Here is an 11,961-nt window from a genome sequence, read left to right on the forward strand (position 1 = left end):
CAGATGCAAAGTGTTGGCAGACAAGCATTCGGATCGAGGGGGAGAACATGGCGGCGTCGACGCTACGAAACAAGGTGGTTCTGATCACCGGAGCAGCACGGGGAATCGGTGCCGCCACCGCGCGTGACCTGGCAGGCAAGGGTGCCCGGCTGGTACTCGTCGACGTCGACGAGACCCCGCTGCGCGAGCTGGCGACGCAACTGAAGGCCGAGGCGTTCGTGGCCGACGTCCGAAATCTGGACGACATGCAGCGCGCGGTCGACGGCGGCATCGCGGCCTACGGGGGCATCGATCTGGTGCTCGCCAACGCCGGAATCGCCAGCTACGGATCGATCATGCAGGTGGATCCGGCCACGTTCCAACGCGTCATGGACATCAACGTGATGGGCGTGTTCAACACCGTCCGCGCGGCCCTGCCGTCCTTGATCGAACGTAACGGCTACATCCTCGTCGTCTCCTCGCTCGCGGCGTTCACCCCGTGCCCCGGCCTGGCGGCCTACAACGCGAGCAAGGCCGCGGCCGAACACTTCGCGAATGCGCTTCGGCTGGAAGTGAACTACCGGGGAGTCGACGTCGGCTCGGCTCATATGGCCTGGATCGACACCCCGATGGTGCAGGACGCCAAATCCGATCTCACGGCGTTCCAGGATTTGCTCGCGGTGCTGCCCGGCCCCCTGGGCAAGACGATGACCGTCGAGCAGTGCGTCGACGCGTTCGTCGACGGCCTGGCCAAGCGCAAGCGTCGCGTGTACGTGCCGCGATGGGTGGGTGCCGCGTCCTGGTTCAAGGCCGTCATCACCTCCCGCGTCGGTGATCGAAGCATGCTCGAGCACGTGCCGACGATCCTGCCCAAGATGGACGAAGAAGTAGCGCGCCTCGGTAGGTCCGAGAGCGCACGCAACAAGACCAGCTGACCCCCACCGAAGGAATCGTTGCCATGACTGCCGTATTGACTACCCCCGAGGTCGATGTCCTCATCATCGGTGCCGGCCTGTCCGGGATCGGGGCCGCGCGTCACCTCGGGCACGATCTGCCCGGGAAGACGTACACCATCCTGGAAAGCCGCGGGGCAATCGGTGGCACGTGGGATCTGTTCCGCTACCCCGGTATTCGCTCGGATTCGGATATGTACACCCTCGGGTACAGCTTCAAGCCGTGGATGGGCGAGAAGTCCATCGCCGACGGCACCGACATTCGCAATTACATCGTCGAAACTGCCCGAGAAGCCGGCGTCGACAAGCATATTCGGTACCACCACAAGGTCGTTGCCCTCGAATGGTCCAGCGAGCAGCAGTTCTGGACGGTCACTGCGCAGCGTAGCGATACGAACGAGACCGTCACGATCACCGCGTCGTTCGTCTTCTCCTGCAGCGGTTACTACAACTACGACAAGGGCTTCAGTCCCGAGTTCGTCGGCCAGGAGAACTTCGGCGGGCAGGTGATCCACCCGCAGCACTGGCCGGAGGATCTGGACTACGCGGGCAAGAAGATCGTCGTCATCGGCAGTGGTGCAACGGCAATTACATTGGCACCCAACCTCGCCCGCGAGGCCGAGCATGTGACTCTGCTGCAGCGCTCGCCGAGCTACATCCTGTCTTTGCCCTCCAAGGACCCGATCGCGCAGACACTGCGCAAGCGCCTGCCGAAGAAGCTGGCCTACAGCGTGACTCGGCTCAAGAACGTGTCGATGGCCATGCTGATCTTCTCCTTGAGTCAGAAGTACCCGGAATTCATGAAGAAGCGAATCCGGAAGCTGCAGGAGGGTTGGCTGCCGAAGGGATACGACCTCGACACCCACTTCACGCCGTCGTACAACCCGTGGGATCAGCGCTTGTGCCTGGTGCCCGACAACGACCTGTTCCGCTCGATCCGTAAGGACGAGGTCTCGATCGTCACCGATCACATCGACAGCTTCACCGAGACCGGCCTGAAGTTGAAGTCCGGCCAGCACCTCGACGCCGATATCGTCGTCACCGCAACGGGATTGAACCTGTCCGCACTCGGCGGCGCGACCTTCCGCGTCGACGGCAAGGACGTGGATCTGCCCAGCACGATGGCGTACAAGGGCATGATGCTCACCGGAATCCCCAACTTCGCTTTCGTCGTCGGGTACACCAATGCATCGTGGACGCTCAAGGCCGACATGGTCTCGAACTACGTCATGCGACTCCTCGTGCACATGGACGAGAACGGGTACAGCACCGTCGAGCTCGAACGCGATCCCTCCGTCGACGAAGAACCGTTCCTCGACTTCGCCGCCGGTTACGTGCTGCGCGCCGTCGACAACTTCCCGAGGCAGGGCAGCGAAACTCCGTGGAAGCTGCGAATGAACTACTTCCGCGACCTACCGGTTCTGCGGTACGGCAAGCTCGTGGACAAGGCCATGAAGTTCGGGCGGCCTCGAACGAAGGTCTCTGTCGGTTCCTGACGGGAATAGATCTCGTCCTGGATCGTTTGTTCCGGACATGAAAATTGGCATCATCGGAAGTGGACAGATCGGTGGCACGCTCACGCGCCGACTCGCAGCACTCGGTCACGAGGTTCGGTTCTCCAACTCGCGTGATCCGGAGACTCTCGCCGACCTGGCGGCAGAAACCGGAGCGACCGCGGTGTGGGCCGCGGATGCCGCGGAGGATGCAGACCTCGTGATTCTGAGTATCCCGCAGAAGAACGTTCCGGATCTCGCTCCGGGAATCACCGGTGCTCGCAAGGCCGGAGCGCCGATCATCGAAACGAACAACTACTACCCGCAACAGCGCGACGGGCTCATCGAGGAGATCGAAGGCGGAACACCCGAAAGCGTCTGGGTGGCCCAACAACTCGGTGAGCCGGTGATCAAGGCCTTCAACGGAATTTGGTACAAGCACTTGCTCGAGAAGGGCGTACCGGCCGGGACCGATGGGCGTATCGCGCTGCCGATCGCCGGTAACGACGCCGACTCGAAGAAGTTCGTGTTCACTGTCATCGACCAGCTCGGCTTCGACCCGGTCGATGCCGGAACTCTCGAAGACTCGTGGCGACAGCAGCCGGGTTCGCCGGTCTACGGCAAGGACTTCGGAGTCGACGCCACCATCGAGGCATTGAGCCAGGCAACCGAAGAGCGCAGCGAGGAGTGGAAGGCCTGACGGCCCGACTGCAGGGCTTACCTGATGCGGCCCTCGCGGAGCGTGCGCTCCGCGAGGTCGCGTAGGGGACCGGTCAGGGCCGAATCGCCGACCCGGCACGATTGCTCGCCCACCGACACGTTCCACACGAAGGTGTCGCGGGCCTGCGACTCGGCCGGCTCGGGTGGGGGCGGCTCAGCGAGGTACGGGCGCGCAGCCTCGACCAGCGACTGCCATTCCGGCTCGTCGGTCTCGACCACTCCGCGCTTGGACATCCCAGCGATCCCGCCGGTTCGCAGTACCTCGATGCGCAGGCTCATGCCCCTCGATCACACCCGATCGTCGCTCGGCTCCCGTGTTGACTGAACTCCCACGGTAGACCAACCGGTGGCCACGGCCTCGGCAACATCGGAATCGGCACCGAACCGCTTGTTCGCCGCCGCGAGAGTTGCGGCGGCAAAGCCGGCGAAGTCCACCGTCGGCGCGAGTCCGCCGACGGTCATCGTGTCGAACCAGACCTGCCCGACGCGATCCCAGGCGGGACCTCCCAAAGTGGTGGCTGCAACGGCGAACGCGCGGTTGGGGATACCAGAATTGATGTGCACCCCGCCGTCGTCCTCGGTGGTGACGACGAAGTCGTCCATACTTGCCGGCTGCGGATCCTTGCCCAACACATCGTCGTCGTACGCGGTGCCCGGCTCGAGCAGCGAGCGCAGAGCCTTTCCCTGCACAGCAGGCAGGAACAGACCTTCACCGATCAGCCAGGACGCGTCCTCGGCGTTCTGCTTCGCGGTGTACTGCTCCACGAGTGCGCCGAACACATCGGAGACCGATTCGTTCAGTGCGCCGGCCTGGTCCTTGTACTCGAGCGGAGTGGTGTACTGCGTGAACCCGTGTGCGAGCTCGTGCGCGATGACGCCGACCGAGACGGTGAATCGCGCGAACACCTCACCGTCACCGTCGCCGAACACCATGCGTGAGCCGTCCCAGAACGCGTTGTCGTAGTCCTGGCCGTAGTGCACCGTCGCATCGAGCGGTAGGCCGCTGCCGTCGAGACTCGAGTAGCCGTAGACCTCCTGGAAGAACGCGTAGGTCGCGCCGAGACCGTCGTATGCCTCGTCGGTCGCGGCATCGCCGGTGGGGTCCTCACCCTCGGCGCGAACCTGCCGGCCCGGGAGGTCGCGGGTCGATTTCGCGTCGGAGATGGTGCGTTCGAGTGTGCCGCCGGTCCGCGGCGCGATGGCGGTACGTGCCTGGACGACTTCTCGTCCGGCCCGCATCTCGCGGTCGGCCAGCAGTGTTGCGCGGGCACCGGCTCCCTGGAGCCGTTCGAGCAGAAACGGTGGAACTACCGAATGGAACGTCATACGCGGTGACCCCCTAGGTCCGTGGCATGTGCGGTGATGGTTTCCAGTGTGCCCGAGACCACCGACAATTCCTGATCTCCAACCGCAGACTCACTCACGCAGCGTCGACAGATCGATGCTCTCCACCTCGCTCGGGGGACGCAGCGCGGTGACGGTCGCCCAGTTCCGGGCCAGCAAGGAGGCGTCGGAGTCGTCGTCCTCCGCGTGGATCGCGTCGAACCGGACGGTGACGAAATCCTCTCCACGGTCTCCTATTTCGGCCTGCACCGCGCCGTAGCGAGCCAGAGACGCCGGGACGATGCCGGCGAAGTCGGCGAGGGGAACGTCGGGAATGTTGACGTTGACCACGGCATCGACGGTCAGGTGCGTGACCATCCAGGTCACGGCCAGATGTGCGACGTGTTCGGCGGTCTCCCAGTGCGACGGCCGGGTGGCAAGCGAGGACAACGCCATAGCAGGAACCCCGTGCGTCAGGGCGGTCAGCGCCGCGCCCACCGTTCCCGAATGCAGAACGGCAGCACCGGTATTGGGGCCGTGATTGATACCCGAGAGCACGAGGTCCGGGGCGTCGCCGAACGCTCCTCTCGTGGCGACGAACGCGATGAGGGCAGGCGAGGCCTGCACCGCGTAGGCCGTCACATCGGGTAGCCCCTCGATCTCGGTCACTTCGATACCGAGGTGGTCGTCGACGCCCATTCCCGTCAACGATGCGCTGGCGCCACTGCGCTCCTCGTGGGGTGCGGCCACCACAACGTCGAGGCCGGCATCGAGGGCCACCCGTGCCAGCAGGGCGATGCCGTCGCTTCGCACGCCGTCGTCGTTGGTGATCAGGGCTCTCATTTCTTGCCCGCCTTGCCGTACGGGCGAACGTCCACCGATTCGGTCAGCCCGAGCACCAGATCTTTTCGGCCACTGCCCAGTCCGCGGCGGGTGACGTTGGCGGTGCCCGCGCCTCCGCCCAGTCGTAGCGCCTCCGGCATCGACATTCCCTGAGCAATTCCAGCGGCGATACCGGCGCTCATCGAATCGCCTGCGCCGTGATGGTCGACCATCCGTAGACCCGGGGTGACGATCTCGAGTACGTCTCCGTCCACCAATGCCAACGCGGGATCTCCCGCCCGGGAGATCACGACGACCTCCGCTCCGGCGTCGTGCATCTTCTTCATCGAATCGATCAGGTGCTTGGGGTCCTCGGATTCGGCTTCGCCGTCGGCGATGAGATCCTCGTGACTGACCTTGAGCACCGTGAGTCCGCCGGAGATCGCGGCCTGCATCGTCGGTCCCGACAGGTCGGCGATCACCGGTACCTCGAGCGCACGGAGGTCTGCGCACAGCCGCTCGTACACCTCGGGCGGCACGATCTCGTCGGCATGCGGACCGCCGAGGATGGCGACGTCGCTGCGGGCGCCGGTGGCGAGTGCCGCGCCGAACAGATCGTCGAGCGCGTGCCTGGCCAACGGCGGTGGATCCACCGTGGCCAGCACCTCTCGTTCGCCGCTGCGTCGATCGTGCACGTAGGAGCCACTCTCCTGGCCGATATCGATGGAGACGACGGAGATGCCCTCACTCTCGACGATACCGCGCAGTACCGTGCCGATCTCGCCGCCGAAGACTCCGGCGAGCGTGACATCGAGACCGAGCACCGACGCCATCCGGGCGATCCAATGACCCTGACCACCTGCGTGTACGTGCAGTTCGGTACTGCCGTTCGGGGCGGCGTCGAGAGTCACCGTCAGAAGCGGAGACGGTGCGAAGACGAGGGCAGTGGGTGTACGAGAGGAAGAAGGCACCGATGGCGAATGCCCGATTTGTCAGGTCCGAAACGGCAAGCACATCAGAATCGACGACGCAGGCGCATCCCGATCGGGCGTCCGTCGGGATCGACGAACAACCGGTAGGCGAGCGCTGCGAGTCGCTGCTGCCAGACGGGCGGCACCGAGATCTCGTGCTTGCGCAGTCGGCCGACGGGCCGGGACTTCGCGGACGGGTTGCGATGCCAGTTGTCCAGAGCGGTCGCGCTGGCCGCGATCACATCGAAGAACTGCTGCGGGTCGACGAGGTCTGCGTCGTCGCCGTCGGCCCGTCCGAGGTGCTCGCGAATCAGTTCGAGTCTGAGGTTGCGTGCATGGGTTCTGGCACCGTCGCCGAGGCCTGCCGGGTCCAAGGGTGCCCGATCGTCACGCTGCTCGTCGACGATGGCCGCGGTCAGCTCCGAATCATGGGTCCAGGAGCGGCGATTGAAGTTGTCCGATCCCACCGCGGTCCACACGTCGTCGATGATGCAGACCTTCGAGTGCACGTATACCGGTATGCCACGGTCGTTTTCGATGTCGAGTACCAATACGCGATCACCACCGGCCGCGCGGATGACCCCGAGCGCGGCCGAGTGTCCCAGCAGCGCAGAAGGAATGGTCAAGTTGCTGTCGTCGTCGAGGTGTTTGGGAACCACCACCACCAAACGCAGGTCAGGCTTGCGCCGCAGTGCCGCGGCGAACACCCTCGCGACGTCGACCGACCACAGGTACTGATCCTCTATGTAGATCAGCTCGGTGGCCCTGTCGAGCGCTTTGGCGTACGCGCGGGCCGCGCTGCGCTCGCCCTTCGTGGCGAACGGGTATGCGGGGCGTCGGCGGGGATAGGTGCGTAACAACTGCACCGAACACGTGCCCTGTGGATCCGGAGCCGGCGCAGCAGGAGGAAGTTCCGACGGCTCACGCGTCACTCCGCGCAGGAAGTCGGGTATCGCATGCCACGGTAGGCGTGAGAGAGCCGCGGGATCTTCCCAGCGTTCGCGGAAGACGTCCTCCACGTCTCGTACCGCCGGGCCCTCGATCTGCACCTGCACGTCGTGCCAGGCGGGAATCTCGCCGTACTCGGGCGGGAAGGGACGAGAGACGGGATCACCGAAGTGATCGGCATCGTCGCGTCGAGCACGGGCCAGATCGATGCCTCCGACGAACGCGACGTCGGGCAGATCTTTCCTGCCGTACCGGATGACGACGAACTTCTGGTGGTGGCTTCCGGTCACCAGCACACGCTGGTCGAGAATGACCTCGCCGCCCGCTTCCTCCAGCCGCAGCGCAAGCTTGCGGTTCTTCGGTCCGGTGAAACCCAGGGTCTCCATGTGGGAGCGCCACACCATGCCTTTGACGACGCCACCGCGGTGCGCGACGGCGGCCAGGGCATCCTCGACGGTCACACCGTCGTCGGTGAGCAGCTGCTCCGGGTCTCCGCGCCAATCGGTGAACAGCACCAGATCGTCGCGCTCGGTCTGCTCGAGTGCCCCGGCGAGCGCCGCGAAGTACGTCTTGCCGTGCACCAGATTCTCGACGCGGTTGCCCTCGGTCCACGCCGAAATCCGGGTGTCGTCGTTGCCACGCTCGGGCGCGGTGAGGAACCACGGGTGCGCCGGGTCGAAATCGCGCTCGGGGGCGATCAGAGCGGAGGTGGACCGGCCGAACTTCTCGGCAACTCCGTCGACGACGCGCCGGATGCGCTGCACTATCACGTGGGCATCATTTCACCCGGTTTGAACGCGCCAGTGGGCGGGCACCCCGGCGATATGACTCAGGTACCCAACGTCACGCTCAGAAACGGCAAGCAGATTCCCCAGCTCGGCTACGGTGTCTTCCAGATCGACCCGGAGAAGACCGCGAAGGCCGTGGAAACGGCGCTCGAGATCGGCTACCGGCACATCGACACCGCCGAGATGTACGGCAACGAGAAGCAGGTCGGCGAGGGCATCCGTAACTCCGGACTCGATCGCGAATCGGTCTTCGTCACCAGCAAGCTCAACAACGGCTTCCATCGACCCGACGACGCGCGCTCGGCATTCGACAAGACGCTCAGCGACCTCGGAACCGACTACGTCGACCTTTTCCTCATCCACTGGCCCCTCCCCACCCGTTACGACGGCGATTTCGTCTCCACGTGGAAGACGTTGGAGGAGTTCGCAGCCGACGGCCGCGCCCGCAACATCGGTGTCTCCAACTTCCAGCCCGCCCACCTCGATCGCCTGGCGGAGGAGACCGATACGGTCCCCGCGGTGAACCAGATCGAGGTGCACCCGTACTTCGTCAACAACGACGTGTGGGCCTACGGCCGCGAGCACGCCATCCCCACCGAGGCGTGGTCGCCGATCGCCCAGGGCAACGTCCTCGACGACGCGGAACTGAAGCGAATCGCCGACGCTGCAGGCAAATCCGTCGCGCAGGTGGTGCTCCGCTGGCACATTCAGCGCGGCAACATCATCTTCCCGAAGTCGGTGACGCCGGAGAGGGTGAAGGCCAACTTCGAGATCTTCGACTTCGAGCTCAGCTCTGCCGATGTCGACGCCATCACGGCTCTGGACAAGGGTGAGCAGGGACGTAACGGACCGAACCCGGACACGTTCGACATGATTCCGGACTAGTTCGTAACACTGTGGGCCCGAACGTCTTCGGACGTTCGGGCCCACAGTTGTTCTCTCGGTGCTTCGTTCTCTCGGTGCTTCGTTCTCTCGGTGCTTCGTTCGATCGGTGCTTCAGGTGATCAGTGCTTCAGAGTCGATCCCGTAGCGGCGGTGACCTGCTCGGCTGTCACACCCGGTGCGAGTTCCACCAGTTCGAGCGTGCCATCGCCGACCACGTCGATGACGGCGAGGTTGGTGATGATGCGATCCACCACGCCTTGGCCGGTCAGCGGCAGAGTGCACGCGTCCAGGATCTTCGGATTGCCCTCGCGGTCGGTGTGTTCCATGACGACGATGACACGTCGGGCACCGTGTACGAGGTCCATCGCGCCGCCCATGCCCTTGACCATCTTGCCGGGGACCATCCAGTTGGCGAGGTCGCCGGTGCGGGAGACCTGCATGCCGCCGAGTACCGCGGTATCGATGTGTCCGCCGCGTATCATGCCGAAGCTCAGGGACGAATCGAAGTATGCGGCACCGGGATTGACGGTGACGGTCTCCTTGCCCGCGTTGATGAGATTGGCGTCGACCTTGTCCTCGGTGGGGTAGGGCCCGGTACCCAGGATGCCGTTCTCCGAGTGCAGGGTGACCTTGACGTCATCGGTCAGGTAGCCCGGGATCAGCGTCGGCAGTCCGATGCCGAGGTTGACGTACTCGCCGTCGACCATCTCCGCCGCCGCGCGTTCGGCCATCTGTTCGCGGGTCCATCCTGCACTCATGCTCGAACTCCTGAACTGACGGTGCGCTTTTCGATGCGCTTGTCCTGGGGGCCGGTGTGGACGACGCGTTGGACGAACACGCCGGGCAGATGTACGTGTGCTGGGTCGATCTCGCCCGGCTCCACGAGATTCTCGACCTGCGCGATGGTGATCTTGCCGGCCATCGCGGCGAGGGGGTTGAAGTTCATCGCGGTCTTGTCGAACACGAGATTTCCTGCTGTGTCGCCAGTTTCGGCGTGCACCAGCGCGAAGTCGGCATTGATCGACTCTTCGAGGACGTAGCGCTTGTCGCCGAACACCCGAGTTTCCTTGGGCGGCGATGCGATGGACACCGAACCGTCCGCGTTGTAGCGCCACGGCATTCCGCCGTCGGCGATGGGGCTGCCGACCCCGGCGGGGGTGAAGAATGCGGGAACGCCGTTGCCGCCGGCGCGAAGTCGCTCGGCGAGCGTGCCCTGAGGGGTCAGTTCGACCTCGAGTTCTCCGGCGAGATACTGCCGGGCGAACTCCTTGTTCTCTCCGACGTACGAGGCGGTGACTCGGCGAATACGTCCGGCGGCCAACAGTATTCCGAGTCCGTAGCCGTCGACGCCGCAGTTGTTGGAGAACACCTCGAGCTCGTCGGCGTCGGTGTTGGCGATGGCCTCGATGAGAGCGTCCGGAATACCGCAGAGCCCGAAGCCGCCGACCGCGATGGTCGCCCCACGGCCGATGTCCACGACCGCGTCGGCAGCGGACGCGTAGGTCTTTCCTGTCACAAGAACTCCTGGTGTGTTCGTTGAGCAAACGATGACTGTCAGTGAACCTGAGCTGCAGTTCGATGTGGCAGGAATGGCCCGGATTGCTCGTTCGATGAACAGTTCTGCAGTTGGTGTCCATTGAGTGGACGTATGATCCTGGGGTGACGTCAGCGGAAGCCAACGCGAGTGTGATCGGAAAGATCTGTTCGTTGCTGCGTGCAGCCGGAGCCGAGGAGCCGTCCGGGGCCTCCACCACGGCCCTCGCGCGGGCGGCAGGCATCGCGCGGCCCACCACCCACCGCTTGCTGTCCACACTCGCCGAGCAGGGATTCGTGGATCGCGACGCCGGTACCGGTCGCTGGTCGCTGGGACCGGAGATCTACCTGCTGGGGTCCATGGCGGCTCTGCGGTACGACATCACGGACCAAGCGCGAAAAGTGGTGCAGGCGTTGGCGACCGACAGTGGTGAGAGTGCCTTCCTGTCTGCTCGACGTGGTTCGGAGACGGTGTGCTTACTTCGAGTGGAGGGTAGTTTTCCCCTGCGCTCGCACGTGCTCTACGAGGGAATTCGGCTGCCGCTCGGAGTGGCATCCGCAGGGTTGGCCATTCTCGCGCATTTACCGGATCGGGAGGTCGACGAGTATCTCGATGGCGTGGACCTGGTGTCGGAGTGGGGGGAGAGCCACTGCGCGGCGGAGATACGCAGACGGATAACGCATACCCGTACCACGGGATTTGCCGTCAATCCGGCACTGCTCGTGGAGGGTAGCTGGGGACTCGGTGCCGCCGTGTTCGATCGCGCCGAGAAGCCGGCGTGGGCGCTGAGTTTGACGGGTGTCGAGACGCGATTTCGCGACGATCGACGACGGGAGCTGGGAAAGATGCTCCTCGACGCGGCGCACCGACTCACAGTGCAACTGGGGGAGCGGCCCAGCCCCGGCTAGCTGTCGAGCTCGTCCAGAATGTCTGCGGCGTCCTGGCTGCCTGCTTCCGCCAGTCTCTGCAGTTCGGCGCGATCACCGCGTTCTCCGGCAAGTTCGACGAGGATGTCGACGGCATCGGTACTGCCTGCGTCGGCGAGGGAGCGCAGTTCGTCGAGGTCGTTCCGAGAGCCTGCGAGTTCGACCAACTGGTCGAGTGCATCCTGATCGCCTTCGCTTGCCTGGGCGCGTAACGCGGCCAGCTCAGCCGCTGTGGAGTCGGGCTCGGTCATGGGTCGGAGTGTAGAACGATTCGGCGAATAGTGGCAGGCCAGCCGACCTTTTTGCGGCTTGCGCGTTCTTGTCGGTGGGTCGAGATAGTCTTCATTCAGTTCGAACGCATGTTCTGAATAGTTGCTCACCGGGGGGTGAAAAATGGGTGCAGTACCGATCGTGTCGTTGGAGGCGTTGACCGCCGCTGCGCAGGCAGAAAACCAGCATGCGTTCCGCAAGATTGCCGCCTGCTACGACGTTCATCGGACCTGGATCACCCACGATTCCAAGTTCAAGCATTACAGCCGGTACGGGCGCACCGAGATGGCGGCCGCGTTGGGCTGCTCGGCGACGGTCGCCGAATCGTACATCTCGGTCGGTGTTGCCC

14 protein-coding genes are annotated in these 11,961 nt (G+C 64.5%); 6 read left to right on the forward strand and 8 right to left on the reverse strand.

What is annotated here, in order from left to right:
- Positions 1–47: 47 nt before the first annotated feature.
- Genes ASG84_RS16270 through ASG84_RS16280 form a run of 3 tightly spaced genes read left to right on the forward strand, consistent with a single transcriptional unit; the run spans position 48 to position 3,125 of the window.
- Complete coding sequence (locus ASG84_RS16270; RefSeq protein ID WP_057478087.1) at positions 48–914, forward strand: SDR family oxidoreductase; 867 nt, start codon at positions 48–50, stop codon at positions 912–914.
- Positions 915–937: 23 nt separating this feature from the next.
- Positions 938–2,428 (forward strand): flavin-containing monooxygenase, encoded by a 1,491-nt coding sequence (locus ASG84_RS16275; RefSeq protein ID WP_057478088.1) that lies wholly within the window; start codon positions 938–940, stop codon positions 2,426–2,428.
- On the forward strand, positions 2,415–3,125 hold the full coding sequence (locus ASG84_RS16280; RefSeq protein ID WP_268793488.1) for an NADPH-dependent F420 reductase: 711 nt from the start codon (positions 2,415–2,417) through the stop codon (positions 3,123–3,125). The genes ASG84_RS16275 and ASG84_RS16280 overlap by 14 nt, the downstream gene beginning before the upstream one ends.
- A gap of 17 nt (positions 3,126–3,142) precedes the next feature.
- Here ASG84_RS16280 and ASG84_RS16285 read toward each other — a convergent pair whose 3' ends face one another.
- The 5 genes from ASG84_RS16285 to ASG84_RS16305 form a co-directional block, all read right to left on the reverse strand.
- The gene (locus tag ASG84_RS16285; RefSeq protein WP_057478090.1) at positions 3,143–3,424 is read right to left on the reverse strand and encodes a protealysin inhibitor emfourin; all 282 of its coding nucleotides are present in this window, start codon (positions 3,422–3,424) and stop codon (positions 3,143–3,145) included.
- A 9-nt stretch (positions 3,425–3,433) separates the two neighbouring features.
- Entirely contained in the window at positions 3,434–4,471 is a 1,038-nt protein-coding gene (locus tag ASG84_RS16290) for a M4 family metallopeptidase (protein WP_057478091.1), read from the reverse strand.
- Positions 4,472–4,561: 90 nt separating this feature from the next.
- Positions 4,562–5,311: a 5'/3'-nucleotidase SurE gene (surE, locus tag ASG84_RS16295; protein ID WP_057478092.1), complete on the reverse strand. Its 750-nt coding sequence runs from the start codon at positions 5,309–5,311 to the stop codon at positions 4,562–4,564.
- Positions 5,308–6,261: a PfkB family carbohydrate kinase gene (locus ASG84_RS16300; protein ID WP_235581695.1), complete on the reverse strand. Its 954-nt coding sequence runs from the start codon at positions 6,259–6,261 to the stop codon at positions 5,308–5,310. Before ASG84_RS16300 ends, surE begins: the two co-directional genes overlap by 4 nt.
- A gap of 44 nt (positions 6,262–6,305) precedes the next feature.
- On the reverse strand, positions 6,306–7,979 hold the full coding sequence (locus tag ASG84_RS16305) for a phospholipase D family protein (protein WP_057478094.1): 1,674 nt from the start codon (positions 7,977–7,979) through the stop codon (positions 6,306–6,308).
- A gap of 54 nt (positions 7,980–8,033) precedes the next feature.
- On the opposite strand from ASG84_RS16305, the gene ASG84_RS16310 reads away from it, so the two are divergent.
- On the forward strand, positions 8,034–8,882 hold the full coding sequence (locus tag ASG84_RS16310) for an aldo/keto reductase (protein WP_057478104.1): 849 nt from the start codon (positions 8,034–8,036) through the stop codon (positions 8,880–8,882).
- Between the two features lie 119 nt (positions 8,883–9,001).
- On the opposite strand, the gene ASG84_RS16315 is transcribed toward ASG84_RS16310, so the two are convergent.
- Together ASG84_RS16315 and ASG84_RS16320 are read right to left on the reverse strand one after the other, a co-directional pair.
- Positions 9,002–9,640 (reverse strand): 3-oxoacid CoA-transferase subunit B, encoded by a 639-nt coding sequence (locus ASG84_RS16315; RefSeq protein WP_057478095.1) that lies wholly within the window; start codon positions 9,638–9,640, stop codon positions 9,002–9,004.
- Positions 9,637–10,398: a CoA transferase subunit A gene (locus ASG84_RS16320; protein WP_057478096.1), complete on the reverse strand. Its 762-nt coding sequence runs from the start codon at positions 10,396–10,398 to the stop codon at positions 9,637–9,639. The genes ASG84_RS16315 and ASG84_RS16320 overlap by 4 nt, the downstream gene beginning before the upstream one ends.
- A gap of 143 nt (positions 10,399–10,541) precedes the next feature.
- On the opposite strand from ASG84_RS16320, the gene ASG84_RS16325 reads away from it, so the two are divergent.
- A complete protein-coding gene (locus tag ASG84_RS16325) occupies positions 10,542–11,324 on the forward strand; it encodes an IclR family transcriptional regulator (protein ID WP_057478097.1) in 783 nt (260 codons plus the stop codon).
- Here ASG84_RS16325 and ASG84_RS16330 read toward each other — a convergent pair.
- Positions 11,321–11,593, reverse strand: a complete 273-nt coding sequence (locus tag ASG84_RS16330; protein ID WP_057478098.1) for a hypothetical protein — start codon at positions 11,591–11,593, stop codon at positions 11,321–11,323. The genes ASG84_RS16325 and ASG84_RS16330 overlap by 4 nt on opposite strands.
- Before the next feature lie 142 nt (positions 11,594–11,735).
- Here ASG84_RS16330 and ASG84_RS16335 point away from each other — a divergent pair.
- Positions 11,736–11,961: hypothetical protein (locus tag ASG84_RS16335; protein ID WP_057478099.1), on the forward strand; the 226-nt coding region annotated here is incomplete at its 3' end.

It is taken from the genome of Rhodococcus sp. Leaf278, assembly GCF_001426085.1.
Taxonomy (GTDB): Bacteria; Actinomycetota; Actinomycetes; order Mycobacteriales; family Mycobacteriaceae; genus Rhodococcoides.